15 protein-coding genes and 1 tRNA gene are annotated in these 12,964 nt (G+C 67.6%); 11 read left to right on the forward strand and 5 right to left on the reverse strand.

What is annotated here, in order from left to right; translation table 11 throughout:
* Nucleotides 1-38: 38 nt before the first annotated feature.
* Entirely contained in the window at nucleotides 39-341 is a 303-nt protein-coding gene (locus AB4Y68_RS10475; protein ID WP_441455563.1) for a FliM/FliN family flagellar motor switch protein, read from the reverse strand.
* Between the two features lie 11 nt (nucleotides 342-352).
* On the opposite strand from AB4Y68_RS10475, the gene lipB reads away from it, so the two are divergent.
* Nucleotides 353-1,069, forward strand: a complete 717-nt coding sequence (gene lipB / locus AB4Y68_RS10480; protein ID WP_441455565.1) for a lipoyl(octanoyl) transferase LipB — start codon at nucleotides 353-355, stop codon at nucleotides 1,067-1,069.
* An 8-nt stretch (nucleotides 1,070-1,077) separates the two neighbouring features.
* Here the strand turns inward: lipB and AB4Y68_RS10485 are convergent, their stop codons facing one another.
* Together AB4Y68_RS10485 and AB4Y68_RS10490 are read right to left on the reverse strand one after the other, a co-directional pair.
* A complete protein-coding gene (locus tag AB4Y68_RS10485; protein WP_441455567.1) occupies nucleotides 1,078-1,461 on the reverse strand; it encodes a DUF805 domain-containing protein in 384 nt (127 codons plus the stop codon).
* Nucleotides 1,461-2,006 (reverse strand): DUF805 domain-containing protein, encoded by a 546-nt coding sequence (locus AB4Y68_RS10490; protein WP_441455569.1) that lies wholly within the window; start codon nucleotides 2,004-2,006, stop codon nucleotides 1,461-1,463. Before AB4Y68_RS10490 ends, AB4Y68_RS10485 begins: the two co-directional genes overlap by 1 nt.
* Nucleotides 2,007-2,202: 196 nt before the next feature.
* On the opposite strand from AB4Y68_RS10490, the gene AB4Y68_RS10495 reads away from it, so the two are divergent.
* From AB4Y68_RS10495 to AB4Y68_RS10510, 4 genes are all read left to right on the forward strand, one after another.
* Entirely contained in the window at nucleotides 2,203-3,681 is a 1,479-nt protein-coding gene (locus AB4Y68_RS10495; protein WP_441455570.1) for a hypothetical protein, read from the forward strand.
* A gap of 97 nt (nucleotides 3,682-3,778) precedes the next feature.
* Nucleotides 3,779-4,270, forward strand: a complete 492-nt coding sequence (gene msrB / locus AB4Y68_RS10500; protein WP_441455572.1) for a peptide-methionine (R)-S-oxide reductase MsrB — start codon at nucleotides 3,779-3,781, stop codon at nucleotides 4,268-4,270.
* Between the two features lie 49 nt (nucleotides 4,271-4,319).
* Complete coding sequence (locus AB4Y68_RS10505) at nucleotides 4,320-4,907, forward strand: hypothetical protein (protein WP_441455574.1); 588 nt, start codon at nucleotides 4,320-4,322, stop codon at nucleotides 4,905-4,907.
* 127 nt (nucleotides 4,908-5,034) lie between these two features.
* Nucleotides 5,035-5,691 (forward strand): DedA family protein, encoded by a 657-nt coding sequence (locus tag AB4Y68_RS10510; RefSeq protein WP_441455576.1) that lies wholly within the window; start codon nucleotides 5,035-5,037, stop codon nucleotides 5,689-5,691.
* 190 nt (nucleotides 5,692-5,881) lie between these two features.
* Here AB4Y68_RS10510 and AB4Y68_RS10515 read toward each other — a convergent pair whose 3' ends face one another.
* A complete protein-coding gene (locus tag AB4Y68_RS10515; RefSeq protein ID WP_441455578.1) occupies nucleotides 5,882-9,157 on the reverse strand; it encodes an amidohydrolase family protein in 3,276 nt (1,091 codons plus the stop codon).
* A 186-nt stretch (nucleotides 9,158-9,343) separates the two neighbouring features.
* Nucleotides 9,344-9,418, reverse strand: a tRNA-Thr gene (locus AB4Y68_RS10520).
* Nucleotides 9,419-9,481: 63 nt separating this feature from the next.
* On the opposite strand from AB4Y68_RS10520, the gene AB4Y68_RS10525 reads away from it, so the two are divergent.
* The 6 genes from AB4Y68_RS10525 to AB4Y68_RS10550 all read left to right on the forward strand — a co-directional run bounded on the left by AB4Y68_RS10525 (nucleotide 9,482) and on the right by AB4Y68_RS10550 (nucleotide 12,964).
* Complete coding sequence (locus tag AB4Y68_RS10525) at nucleotides 9,482-9,688, forward strand: hypothetical protein (RefSeq protein ID WP_441455580.1); 207 nt, start codon at nucleotides 9,482-9,484, stop codon at nucleotides 9,686-9,688.
* Nucleotides 9,689-9,790: 102 nt separating this feature from the next.
* On the forward strand, nucleotides 9,791-11,080 hold the full coding sequence (murA, locus tag AB4Y68_RS10530) for a UDP-N-acetylglucosamine 1-carboxyvinyltransferase (protein ID WP_441455582.1): 1,290 nt from the start codon (nucleotides 9,791-9,793) through the stop codon (nucleotides 11,078-11,080).
* Entirely contained in the window at nucleotides 11,070-11,570 is a 501-nt protein-coding gene (locus AB4Y68_RS10535) for a DUF2948 family protein (RefSeq protein WP_441455583.1), read from the forward strand. Before murA ends, AB4Y68_RS10535 begins: the two co-directional genes overlap by 11 nt.
* Nucleotides 11,567-12,034, forward strand: a complete 468-nt coding sequence (locus tag AB4Y68_RS10540) for a UPF0262 family protein (RefSeq protein ID WP_441455585.1) — start codon at nucleotides 11,567-11,569, stop codon at nucleotides 12,032-12,034. The genes AB4Y68_RS10535 and AB4Y68_RS10540 overlap by 4 nt, the downstream gene beginning before the upstream one ends.
* 103 nt (nucleotides 12,035-12,137) lie before the next feature.
* A complete protein-coding gene (gene infA / locus AB4Y68_RS10545) occupies nucleotides 12,138-12,356 on the forward strand; it encodes a translation initiation factor IF-1 (RefSeq protein ID WP_008261544.1) in 219 nt (72 codons plus the stop codon).
* A gap of 8 nt (nucleotides 12,357-12,364) precedes the next feature.
* Nucleotides 12,365-12,964 carry a Maf family protein gene (locus tag AB4Y68_RS10550; RefSeq protein ID WP_441455587.1) on the forward strand — a complete coding sequence of 200 codons (600 nt, stop codon included), beginning with the start codon at nucleotides 12,365-12,367 and terminating at the stop codon, nucleotides 12,962-12,964.

Below are 12,964 nucleotides of genomic sequence, written 5' to 3' on the forward strand. Positions count from 1 at the left end.
GTCGAGAAGGGCGGAGCCTTCTGACTGCCGCCCCAAAATTATGCCGCGCCGGCCATGAAGTCATAGACGTCGGCGGTGCGGGTCACGGTGATGGCGATGCGGTCGTCGCGAATTTCGATCTCGCCGCGGGCCACCGGGTGATTGTTGGCCAGGATCCAGACTTCGTCCCTTTCGGACGCGTCGAGCGGGATCACAGCGCCCCGGCCCATGCGCAGCAACTGTTGCATCGGCAGGACCGAACGGCCCAGCACGATCGAAATCTCGACATCGACGGCTTCGATCTGGCTCAAAATGGTACTCGCAATCAACGGACGACCTTGCGTCGGCGCGTCAGTAGACACATTGAAGCGTCATGCTTGCCGACCCGTTAAGCCTGACCGAACGATCTCTGATCCGCGCCGACGGCCATGCCGTCGAATGGGCGGTCTCGACCGGCTATGTCGATTACGAGCCCGCCGTCGCCGCCATGGAGGCGCGCGTCGCCGCCATCGCGGCGGGCCAGGCCGAGGAGATGGTCTGGCTGCTGGAGCATCCGCCCCTCTATACGGCGGGCGTCTCGGCCAAGGACGAGGACCTGCTGGCTCCGGACCGTTTCCCGGTCCACCGGACGGGGCGAGGGGGGCAGTTCACCTATCACGGGCCGGGCCAACGCGTGGTCTATGTGATGCTGGACCTCAACAAGCGCGGCAAGGACGTGCGCGCCTTCGTCCATGGGCTGGAGGACTGGATCATCGGCGCCCTGGATCAGTTCGGCGTCGAGGCGGGGATGCGCGAGGGTCGCGTCGGCGTCTGGGTCGAACGCAAGGGCGCGGGCTGGAGCCGCGAGGACAAGATCGCCGCCATCGGCGTCAAGGTCCGCAAATGGGTCAGCTTCCACGGCATCAGCCTGAACGTGGAGCCGGACCTCGACCATTTCGGCGGCATCGTGCCCTGCGGCATCACCGACCACGGCGTCACCAGCCTGGTCGATCTGGGCGTTCTGGCGACGATGGACGAGGCGGACGGGGCGTTGAAGGCCTCGTTCCAGCGCGTCTTTGGTCCGGTTCAGGCAGGCGAAGCGCCGCTCTGAACTATGCGTCAGGCCCTGGGCGGCGGGCCGTAGCGATTGAACGCCCTTTGACCCGGCAGCAGAGCCAGATCGACCGCCACGAGAACCAGGATGGCGGCGGCGATCCAGTCAAGCGGCGCTTGTGGGCGAGGCCAGGCCAGGGCGACGGCCAGGAGGATCGGTCCGCTCCACCAGCCCGAACGGCCGCGATCATGCAGCCGTTGCGACAGGATGCAGGCCCCGCCGTAGAGCAGCAGGGCCGCGACGGCCCAGCCGATCATGTCCCGCAGCGCCGGCGGCGTCAGAAGATCGAATCCCGCCCACAGCGCCAGCAGGACGGCGGCGCCCGCGATGAAGGCGGTTCGTCCAACGCGGCCGGAGGACGTCAGGAACAGATCGGTCAGCAGCGTCATCAGGGTTCAGTCTGGGGCAGGGCGAGGGCCGGGTCGCGGCGCTTGGGCGACGGTCCGAAACGGTTCGGCCCGGGCGTGCCGTCCTGGAAACCGAGGACGATCAGCAGGTAGAGGCTTCCGATCGTGGCCGCCACTCCCATCAGCAGGAAAAAGCCGGCGATCCACAGCCCGCGGTCAGCCAGTCGGCCGGCGGCGGTGAACGCGCCGTCGGGGGCGATACTGAGAATGTAGCTGGCGATCGTCAGGCCCATGACCAGCCGGGCGCTCTTGTCGCGGTCATGCGCGCGCTTGGCCGCCAGGGCCAGGGCGGGCCAGAGGAAGGGCAGGGCGGCGGCGGCGCTGACCATGATGCCGACGGGGTCGGTCATGCGGCGCGCTATGGCGTCGAGGCCGCCGAAGAACAGCGAGCGGTCGCCGCCGAGCACAAGCAGGGCGAGGGTTTCACTGAACATCATGCCGGCCAACCCCATCAGGATCGTGAGCGCCCACCAGTCCATGCGACGCAGGCGGCCATCGAAGCCGAACAGCTTGTCTTTCAATGTCATGTCGTCCCCCCGACGTCCCCTCGACGCCGGCGAAGGCCAGCGTTGGCAAGGAGGATAGCTTGGCGTTCGGGGCGGCGTAAACGATGCGTCAGACGGCAAGCGGTGCGGTCAATTCGTCACGGGGCTGGAACGGGGACCTTTCTTGGGTTTAAACACGGCGAAACCGCGTTTCGACGGCCCTCTGGGAGTTTCTTTCATGCAACGTCTGCTCACCGCCTCGGCGGCTGTGCTCGCTCTGGCCCTGACGGCTGGCAGCGCCTCGGCCCAGAACTTCAGCGATCTCGCGCGGAAGGACCTTCAGGCCACGCACGACGCCCTGAAAGCCAACCATCCGGCGGCCGTCGTGCCGGGCGCCGCCAGCCAAGTCTTCCGCGGCTGGCTCGACGCCGGGCTTCAGGACGCCTTGTCCAAGGCGGCGCAGGTCAACAGCGGAGACAGCCACGCCTATCTGCTGCGCTACTACGCCAACGGCTTCCGCGACGCCAACATCGCCGCCCGCCCGACCTTTGAAGGCGCTGGGCCCTTCTTCGCCACCGGATGGCCCGGCGTCGCCACCGCCTGGCGCAATGGCGAGTATATCGTTTCCTACGTTCAGCCAGGCGTGCGCGGCGCGCCGCCGGTGGGCGCCGTGGTCAAGAGCTGCAACGTCCAGCCGATCGCCGATTTCGCCAAGGCCAAGCTGGACGGTTTTGAAGGTGATCTGACTACCGAAGCCGGCCGGGTTCGCACCGCCCCCTACCTGCTGTGGAACCGCAACAACCCGATGGTCGGCGGCGTGCCGTCTGTGTGCGAGTTCCAGGTCGGCCGCCGCGCCCGCGAATACACGCTCAGCCCGCAACCGGCGACGCCCGCGAACCTGGAAGCCGCCTATCGCGCCTCGGTCTTCACGCCGGGTGCGACCAAGCTGTCGATCGAACAGATCGACGGTCGTCCGTGGCTGCACGTCAACTCCCTTGCCGACGACGCCGGCTGGGACGCCTTCTTCGCCCAGGTCGAAGGCCAGGTCGCCGCCCTGCGCGGTTCGCAGGGCCTGGTGATCGATCTGCGCGGCGCCGACGGCGCCTCGATCAACGCCACCTCGCGCGGCTATGGCCTGGCCAACCGCCTGTGGACGCCCGAGTTCACCGTCAGCCGCCAGCCGGCAGCCGGTCAGATCACCTATCGCGCTACTCCGGCCAACCGCCAATGGTTCGCCGACACCCTGAACCGCATGCAGGCCGATCCGCGCTTCGTGCAGGAATCGGGCGCCGTGATCGAACAGACCCAGGCCATCGTCGCCGCCTTCGATTCGGCCCTGGCCGCCGGTCAGCAGACCTTCGTCATGCCGGGCCGTCCGTCGGTCGCCGATACCGGCGCCGCCAACCCGATGCAGGGGCCGGTCGTGGTTCTGGTCGACGGCGGCTGCTCGGGCGGTTGCCTGGACACGCTGGACTTGCTGACCCGCCTGCCGAACGTGCGTCTGGTCGGGTCGGCCACCGCCGTCGACTCGATCTTCATCGAGCCGACCGTGCAGCGCCTGCCGTCGAACTATGCTGATCTCAGCTATGGTCACAAGGCCTGGACGACGCGTCAGCGCGGCAACAATCAGCCCTACACCCCGGCGCAGGGCCTGGCCTTCGCCGGCAACCCGACCGATGAAGCCGCCGTGCGCGCCTGGGTCGGCACGCTCTTTTAAGGGGCCTAGCGCCCCTTCGGGCTACTTGAGGCCCGTTTGGGCCGATGAATGGGGCCGGACGGTGGAAACGCCGTCCGGCCCTTACTATTTGTGGGACATGACCCAGACCGAATCCCCCGCGCCGCTACGCTCGCCTTCGGGCTATGATCTGACGCCGCCCAGCGAGAGCCAGCGCGTGGCGCTGGAAGCCGATCTGTCGCAGGAGGAAAAACGCGTCCTGCTGGCCCACGGCACCGAGGCGCCCTTCTGCGGGACCTTGCTGGGTGAGAAGCGCGCCGGGGTCTTCTGCTGCCGGGAATGCGGCCTGCCGCTGTTCCGCACGGGGACCAAGTTCGAGAGCGGCACGGGCTGGCCCAGTTTCAGCCAGCCGGTGGACGAGGCTCACGTCCGCGCCGTACGCGACAGCAGCTATGGCATGGTCCGCGTCGAGACCCGCTGCGCCCGCTGCGACAGCCATCAGGGCCATGTCTTCCCCGACGGGCCGCCGCCGTCCGGCCTGCGTTACTGTATCAATTCCGTGGCTCTCAGCTTCGTGCCCGAGGGCCAGCCTCTGCCCGATCCGCTGGGGCGCGGCGACGGCTCCGCCTGACCTTGGCCGCATTTGGCGCTAGGGTGGTCGGAAACGGGAGTATGGGCGCATGATGATCGAACTGGTCGCCGCCGCGACGCTGATGACGGGATTCGACCCGGACGGCGTCGTCACGACCGCTCCGCGCGGCACCCAATCGGTGCCGACCGCCACGGCGGCCATGCTGGCTGAAACCACGGCGGACGCGTCGCCCAGCACGACGGTGCAGAGCGCCGCACCGCATGGACTCAGCACCGACGAACAGATCGCCCGCTGGGTCGGCGACCGCACATCGGACGCGTCGATCGCGCCCGCCGATCCCTGGGCCGAGGCCGAGCCCCGCAAGATGCACGGCGAGTTCAGCGTCGGCATGGGCACCGGCGGCTATCGCGACTATTCGGCGGCGGTGTCGCTGCCGCTGGGAGAGAACGGCGCGCTGAACCTGAGCGTCCGTCAGACCAAAAACAGCCCCTGGGGCTACGGTTACGGCTCGCTCCGGGACTATCCCTACGGCGGCTACGGTCGTCCGTTCGGCGTCATGGAGCCACCGGGCTATGAGGGAACTTATTTCCGTGCTCGCCCCTATCCGCCGCTGCGTTCCGGCGCGGTTCAGGAAACCACCCAGTCCATCGGCATTTCCCTGCAAACTGGCCGTTAAAGGCCCCAAACCGGTTGATCGAACTGAGGCGTTCGCGCCACGGCCGGCGTGTTTCGCTCGGGGCGTCCCATCGCCGCATTCCCTTCGGGCGGCGATCTCCCATATGCGTGGGAGATAGAGGACCAGTATGGATAGTTTGCTTAGTTCGGCCGCCGATTTCATCGCCAGACACCACGTCTGGGCCGGGGTCGTTCTAGGGGCTGTCACCTTCCTTGAATCCCTGGTGGTGATCGGCGCCTTCGTGCCGGCGACCGGTCTGCTGGTGGCGGCGGGGGGACTGGTGGCGGCGGGCGTTCTGGATCCCATGACCGTCGTCGTCGGCTGCGTCATCGGCGCCGTGATGGGCGACGCCATCTCCTACTGGATTGGTCGGCGGCTGGGGACGGGCGTTCTGCGCCAGCCCATGCTGCTGCCGCACCGGCGCAAGATCGCCTGGACGCGGCTGTATTGCCGTCGTTACGGCGTAGCCTCCATCTTCATCGGACGCTTCTTCGGGCCTCTGCGGGCCTTCGTGCCGGTCATGGTCGGCGTGCTGCGGATGCGTCGACGCGTCTTCCAATTCGCCAATGTGACATCGGCCTTCGTCTGGGTTCTGGCCATGCTGGCGCCCGGCTATCTGGCCGCCAGGGGACTGGCGCGGCTGGAGGTCCTCAGCGAGGCCCACGGCCCCACCCTGATGCTGATCGCCTTTGGAGCTTTCGTCGTCGTCGCCGTCGTCGCCATGCGCTGGCTGAAGGGCAGGGCGGCCAAGCGGTCTGCCTTGCTGGCCGCGACGGTCAAGTAGCTTCCCAACCAACCGTCATCCCGGCCGCAGCGCAGCGGAGAGCCGGGACCGCTCAAGACGCCGCGTTTCCTGCGTCGCGTTTCTTGCGGTCCCGGATAGCGGCTTCGCCGCTTCCGGGATGACGTTTCAGAGCATGAAAAAAGGGCCCGTCCTTTCGGACGGGCCCTCTTCGTATCTGGTCTGACGACCGTCAGTCCTGGCCGTGTCCGTGGCTGTGCGCCTCGGTCGAGGCGGCCCCGGCGCTCCAGGCCTGACCATCGGCGCCCTGATGCCAGAAGGGCTGACGCGGGGCCTGACCGACCTCGTTCATGTGGTTGTCGAAGATCCGACCGTTGATCATCGTGTAGCCGATCTTCACCGTGTTCCGCAGGTTCTCCAGCGGGTTGGCCTCCAGCACCACCAGGTCGGCCAGCTTGCCGGTCTCCAGCGAGCCGATGTCCTTGTCCATGCCCAGCGCCGTGGCGCCGTTCAGGGTGCCGACGCGCAGGGCCTGGAGCGGCGTCATGCCGCCCTGCTCCATCATCCAAAGCTCCCAGTGGGCGCCGAGACCTTCGCGCTGGCCGTGGGCGCCGAGTTGCACCGACACGCCCTCGTCTGACAGGCGCTTGGCCTCGCGGGCGATGGAGATGTGGTTCAGTTCGTCCTGCGGCACCTGGACCGGGCGACGGGCGCGGCTGTCCAGGATGCGGCGGGGGACGTACTGGGTCAGGATCGGGTCGTTCCACACGTCCGTGGCCTGATACCAGTAGTTCTCGCCCCAGTTGCCGCCATAGGCCACGATCAGGGTGGGGGTGTAGGCCACCTTGGTCTGCCGCCACAGCTGGTGCACGTCGGCGTACAGATGGGCCAGCGGGATCGAGTGCTCGACCGTGGTGTGGCCGTCCACCACCATGCTCATGTTGTGCTGATACAGCGAGCCGCCCTCGGGCACGACCATCATGCCCAGTTCGCGGGCGGCGGCCAGGATCTGCTGACGCTGGTCGCGGCGCGGCTGATTGTAGCTCTTGACGCTCCAGGCCCCGATGGCCTGCATCCGGCGCAGGTTGGACAGGGCGTCGTCCAGGTCGTTGACCTGAGCCGTAAACGGCGTCGCCGCCCCGTAGAGGATGGTCCCCGTCGAGAAGATGCGCGGCCCGACCACGCGGCCGGCCTTGGCCAGTTCGCTGTGGGCGAAGATCTCGCTCGAATCATTGGACGGGTCGTGGATGGTGGTCACGCCAAACGCGAGCGCGGCGTAGTTGACCCATGACTGCTGCGGGATGATCTCGTCCGAGCCCATCGAGCCGTGCCAGTGGGCGTCCACTAGGCCGGGGATGATGGTCTTGCCGGCCATGTCCATGACGCGGGCGTCGGCGGGGACCGTGACAGAGCCGCGCGGGCCGATGGCCTCGATGCGGTTGCCGTTGATCACGACCACGCCGTCCTCGATGACCTCGTCGCCCTTCATGGTGATGAGGCGGGCGCCGGTCAGGACCACGCGGCCTGAGGGCTTGGCGTAGTCGGCGCTGAAGCCGATCTTGACGCCGTGCTCGGCGGGCTTGGGCAGTTCGGCGGGCGCGCCCTCGGCGAAGGCGAAGCTCTCGCTCAGCGGACGCGAGAACAGCTCCGGTCCCATCGACCATTGCAGGCGGTTGGAATCGCCTGACCAGTGCAACCATTCGCCGGCGTCGCGGGTGACGCGGGTCTGGGGCAGGGCCTTGGTGTCGGCGCCGACCGTGATGGCGCGGCCGGTGGCGACGAAGGGCGTCACATAGGCGTTGAACCGCTCGGTCCAGGCCACCCAGTGCTCGTCAGGCGACACCGAGAACTCGGCGGCCCATTCGCTGCTCAGGTGGGTGCGGGCGTCCTCGCCCGACAGGTTGACCGATTTCAGCACGCGCTTGTCGCCGTCGCGCGCCGTCAGGAAGATGCGGTCGTTGCGGGCCCCGAACTGCGGGTTCGAGCCTTTGTCGGTGATCAGGGTCGGCTCGCCGCCGCGCACCGGGGTGCGATAGACGCCCGGCTCGCGGCTCCACAGGGCCGTGCGTAGGAAGCCGTCGCTGGAGGTGCGATAGACCACGGTCTGGCCGTCCGGCGAAAACTGCGGTTCCAGATAGTGGCCGGGGTGGGCGCTGATGACGCGGCCCTCGCCGCCGCCAGCGGGAATCACCCGCAGCGTGCCCAGGTCCTTGTCGTTCCAGGTCGTGTAAACGATCGAACGGCCGTCGCGCGACCAGGACGGATAGAGCTCGAAATGGTCGCTCTGGCGCGTCAGGCGACGGGGGGCGCCGGCCACGCCGTTGCGCAGGTCGCGGACCCACAGGTTGCCGAGGGCCTCGAACACCACCTTGGAGCCGTCGGGCGAGGTCTGGGCCCAGCGGACCATCTTCACGTCGAACTTGTCAGGCGCGACCTCGACGGGGAAGCGCACGGCCTCCTGCACGCGGCGGGTGTCGGCGACATGGAAGGGGATTTCGCTGACGGCCTTGGACGCCACGTCGATGCGGTGGATCTTGCCGCCCGACCAGAAGACCAGACCCTTGTTGTCCGGGGTCCAGCTCATCGTCGGATAGACGCCGTGGATGGCCCAGGTTTCCTGCAGATCGCGGTCCAGAGCGTCGTAGATCGGCGTCTCGCGGCCCGATTCGAGGTCCATGACGTAGAGGACGGATTTGTACCGGTCGCGCCGGATGAAGGCGAGCGACTTGCCGTCGGGCGAGGGGGTGGGGCGAATCGAGCCGCCCGGCCCGGTGACGAAGGGCGTGACCTCGCCCGTCTCGCGATCCAGGCGCCGGATCACGTAGATCTGGCTGTTCGGATCCTTGGAGTATTCGAACTGGCCGCCTGGCGTGGAATCGTCGCTGAAGTAGAGGTAGCGGCCGTCGGGCGAGAAGGCGGGCTCGCCCGTGTCCTTCTGCTGGGTGCGGCGCTCGGTCAGTTGCACGCCGCCGCCGCCCGCGCGGTGATACATCCACATCTCGCCCGCGCCCAGCGAGCGCGACGAGGTGAAGTGCTTGCGGCCGACGATGAACTGGCCGTCCGGCGACCAGTCGGGCTGGGTCAGCAGGCGGAAGGTCTCGTTCGACACCTGTTTGGCGTTGGAACCGTCGCGGTCCATGACCCACAGGTTGTCGCCGCCGCCCCGGTCCGAGGTGAAGGCGATCGAGCGGCCGTCCGGCGAATATTTGGGCTGCATGTCCCAGGCCACGCCCGAGGCGATGGCGCGGGCCTCGCCGCCGCCGATCGGCATGACATAGATGTCGCCCAGCAGGTCGAAGACGATCTCGCGGCCGTCAGGGCTGACGTCCAGCGACATCCAGGTGCCTTCGGTGACGTCGATGGTCGCGTCGTGCGACGCGCCCGGCGGGTTCTGGACATCCCATTTCGGCTTGGCGGGCGTGGCGGCGGTCGCCGTCGAATCGCCGGCCGGAGCCGTTTGGGCGAACGCCGGGAAGGCCACGGCCAGGGCCGCGACGGTGGTCAACAAACTGCGCTTCATGGAAGGCCCCCAAGACCCCTACTGATGAGGTCGGAAGGTCTAGCGGGCGCGGGGAGGTTTTGACCAGCCGTCAGGTGTCGAACGGGCGCAATTCGACCGCGTCAGGACATAGCATCTGATTGTCGGGGAGATTGGACCGGACCCTTGCAAATCATTGATCTGCAAGGGTCCGGATGGTGCCGCCGGGGGGAATCGAACCCACGACCTCAGCCTTACCAAGGATGCGCTCTACCACTGAGCTACGGCGGCCCTCACTGAGGAAGCGGCCGTATAGCCAAGACCCTCGGGGCGGCACAAGTGCAAAATGCATGCTTGATCAAAAACTTTGCACGCGGTCTGCTGTGCAACATGGATACCCCGCCCAAAGACGCCGTTCCCGCCGCCCCGGTCGTGGAGCCCTCACGCGAGCAGAAGGCCAAGGCTGAGCGGGCCGTGCGTCTGGCCGCCGCTCTGCGCACCAACCTGAAGCGCCGCAAGGCGCCGACCGCCCCGCCGCGCCCTGCTACCGAGCGCAACTGAAAGTCATCGCCCTGCGTCGCATCCGGCTCTTTCGCGAGGGTAGGGCGGCTTGCTAGATAGCCGGTTCGCCGGGGCGCAGTGTTTCCGGCCGCGAAAGATTCCATGGACAGCATCGTCATCCACGGCGGCAACCGCCTGAACGGCCAGATCGAGGTCAGCGGCGCCAAGAATTCGGCCATCAAGCTGATGGCGGCGTCGATCCTGACGGATCAGCCCCTGCTGCTGACCAATATGCCGCGTCTGGCCGACACCAAGTTCCTGGGCCAACTGCTGCAACAGTTCGGCGTCGAGGTGACGGAGCGCAATGGCGCCGACGGCCAGGAGACCCTGTTCCATGCGCCGGAATTGACCTCGACCTTCGCTCCCTATGATCTGGTTCGCCAGATGCGGGCCTCGTTCAACGTCCTGGGGCCGCTGCTGGCGCGCACCGGCCACGCCAAGGTGTCGCTGCCGGGCGGCTGCACCATCGGGGCGCGGCCTGTCGATCTGCACCTTCAGGCGCTGACGGCGCTGGGCGCGGAGATCGAACTGGAAGAGGGCTATGTCTCGGCCACGGCGCCCAGGGGGCTGCAAGGGGCCGAGATCGAGTTTCCCTTCGTCTCGGTCGGCGCCACCGAACACGCCCTGCTGGCCGCCGTCCTGGCCAACGGCACGACCGTGCTGAAACGCGCCGCCCGTGAGCCCGAGATCGGCGATCTGGCCCGCTGCCTGATCGCCATGGGCGCCAAGATCGAGGGCCTGGACACCGACGTCCTGACCATCACCGGCGTTTCGTCGCTGAGCGGCGCGACCTGGTCGGTGATTCCCGATCGGATCGAGATGGGCAGCTATGCTCTGGCCGCCGCCATGGCCGGCGGCGAGGTGCGCCTGACCAAGGGGCGGGCCGACCTGATCACCGCTCTGACCGACAAGATGATCGAGGCCGGGGTCGAGGTCGAACCGACCGTCGACGGCGTCATCGTCCGCCGCGATCCGACGCAGCGGCTGAAGGCCGTCAACATCACGACTGAAATCTATCCGGGCTTCGCCACCGATCTGCAGGCCCAGTTCATGGCCCTGATGACGACCGCCGAGGGCGAGAGCATCATCCACGAGAACATCTTCGAGAACCGCTTCATGCACGCGCCCGAACTGGCGCGTCTGGGGGCCGACATCTCGGTCCACGCCGGCGAGGCGCACGTGCGCGGCGTCGAGAAGCTGACCGGCGCGCCGGTCATGGCCACCGATCTGCGCGCCTCGATCAGCCTGGTCATGGCCGGTCTGGTCGCGGAGGGCGAAACCACGGTCGGGCGGGTGTATCATCTGGATCGCGGCTTCGAGCGGATGGAAGAAAAGCTGGGAGCCTGCGGCGCCGATGTCCGGCGCGTGAAAGGCGAGGCGGATGAGCACTGAGGCCAAGGCGACCTCTGAAACCGACGCGGCGGCCGAGGAGGCCCTGGCGCCGATGGAGCCCTTGCGCCTGCTGGCCGAGGACGCCGTCGATCTGCAGATCATCTCGGCCGCGCTTCAGGACGCCATCATGCGTCCCGTCGACATCAGGTGGGAAAAGGAAGCCCGGCGCCTGACCATCGTCCTGTCGCGCTTCTGCTGGGAATGCGGCGGCGCCCGAGTCATGTCCGCCATGCAGTTCGGCGACGTCGAGGCGGTCAAGAGCCGCCGCCTGCCGCGCGCGCCCGAATCGGCGCTGGAGCTCCTGGCGCTCGATTTCGAGCCGACCGAAGCGCCGGGCGGCCGGGTCATCCTGATGTTCGCCGGCGGCGGAGACCTGCGCATCGACGTGGAATGCCTGGACGCCGTGCTGACCGACCTGTCGGACCGCTGGCCCGCGCGCGTGGCGCCGACCCATCTGGACGACGCGCCTTCTGACGAGAGCCAGTCGTGAGCGGGCCGCACAAACTTTCGGTCATCGAAGTGGACGCCGCGACCCTGCCGGCCGCCACTGCCGAGATCGAGCATCAGCGCCGCGTCGCCATCTTCGACCTGGTCGAGGCCAACAGTTTCGCGCCTGAGGGCGCCGAAGGCGGCCCCTATACGCTGCGTCTCTCGTCGCAGGACAATCGCCTGGCCTTCGATATCGCCGGGCCTGACTTTGCGCGCACCCACGTGCTGTCGCTGTCGCCGATGAAGACGGTGATCCGCGACTACGCCCTGATCTGCGAAAGCTATTACGAAGCCCTGCGCGGCTCGTCGCCCAGCCAGATCGAGTCGGTCGATATGGGCCGTCGTGGCCTGCACAACGAGGGCGCCGAACTGCTCAAGGGACGCCTCGAAGGCAAGGTCGAGATCGACAAGGAAACGGCCCGTCGCCTGTTCACGCTGGTGTGCGCCCTCTATCGACGCGGCTGAACTCGACTATTTCAGCATTTTGGTGCATTAGGCGCCTCCTTCGACGGCTCGCGTTCACGCCCAACGCGAGCCTTATGCCGTTTCATCGGGCGAGAGAGACCGCATGGCCAAGGAAGAGCTTCTCGAGTTCCCGGGCACCGTCAGCGAACTGCTGCCGAACGCCACCTTCCGCGTGACGCTGGAAAACGACCACGAGATCATCGCCCACACCGCCGGCAAGATGCGCAAGAACCGCATTCGCGTCCTGGCGGGCGACAAGGTGCTGGTTGAAATGACGCCGTACGATCTTACCAAGGGTCGCATCACCTATCGCTTCAAGTAAGGACGCGCGTGTCGCGTCCTGACCTTTCGGCTCCGAGGCTGATTCTGGCCTCGTCGAGCCCGCGCCGCATCGAACTGCTGGCGCAGATCGGGGTGGTTCCCGATCATGTTGATCCCGCCGACATCGACGAGACTCCGCTGAAAGGCGAGACGCCGACGCGTCTGGCCGAGCGCCTGGCGCGCGGCAAGGCCGAGGTCGTGGCGGCGCGTTCGCCCGACGCCATCGTTCTGGCCGCCGATACCGTGGTGGCCCTGGGCCGTCGCCTGTTGGAAAAGCCGGCGGACGAGGCCGAGGCCAAGCGTTTCCTCGAACTGCTGTCGGGTCGCAATCACCGCGTCTTTACCGGCGTCGTCGTGATCGCCAACGGCGAAACGACCTGCCGGGTCGTCGACACCCGCGTCTCGTTCAAGACCCTGTCGACCGAAGACATCGCGACCTACGTCGCCTCCGGCGAATGGCGCGGCAAGGCGGGCGGTTACGGCATCCAGGGAGCGGCTGCGGCCTTCGTGCGCCGCATCGTCGGCAGCCACCCGGCGGTCATGGGTCTGCCCCTCTATGAGGCGGCCAATCTGCTTCGGGGCGCCGGTTGGCGGCCCAAGAGCGCCTGA

Source organism: Brevundimonas sp. 2YAF1 (assembly GCF_052114745.1).
Classification (GTDB): Bacteria; Pseudomonadota; Alphaproteobacteria; order Caulobacterales; family Caulobacteraceae; genus Brevundimonas.

Excerpts from the sequence above, each read along its gene's own strand:
- lipB (WP_441455565.1), top strand. The coding sequence starts at position 353 with ATGCTTGCCGACCCGTTAAGCCTGACCGAACGATCTCTGATCCGCGCC.
- AB4Y68_RS10485 (WP_441455567.1), bottom strand. The coding sequence starts at position 1,461 with ATGACGCTGCTGACCGATCTGTTCCTGACGTCCTCCGGCCGCGTTGGA.
- AB4Y68_RS10510 (WP_441455576.1), top strand. The coding sequence starts at position 5,035 with ATGGATAGTTTGCTTAGTTCGGCCGCCGATTTCATCGCCAGACACCAC.
- AB4Y68_RS10535 (WP_441455583.1), top strand. The coding sequence starts at position 11,070 with ATGAGCACTGAGGCCAAGGCGACCTCTGAAACCGACGCGGCGGCCGAG.
- msrB (WP_441455572.1), top strand. The coding sequence starts at position 3,779 with ATGACCCAGACCGAATCCCCCGCGCCGCTACGCTCGCCTTCGGGCTAT.
- infA (WP_008261544.1), top strand. The coding sequence starts at position 12,138 with ATGGCCAAGGAAGAGCTTCTCGAGTTCCCGGGCACCGTCAGCGAACTG.
- murA (WP_441455582.1), top strand. The coding sequence starts at position 9,791 with ATGGACAGCATCGTCATCCACGGCGGCAACCGCCTGAACGGCCAGATC.
- AB4Y68_RS10495 (WP_441455570.1), top strand. The coding sequence starts at position 2,203 with ATGCAACGTCTGCTCACCGCCTCGGCGGCTGTGCTCGCTCTGGCCCTG.
- AB4Y68_RS10490 (WP_441455569.1), bottom strand. The coding sequence starts at position 2,006 with ATGACATTGAAAGACAAGCTGTTCGGCTTCGATGGCCGCCTGCGTCGC.
- AB4Y68_RS10505 (WP_441455574.1), top strand. The coding sequence starts at position 4,320 with ATGATGATCGAACTGGTCGCCGCCGCGACGCTGATGACGGGATTCGAC.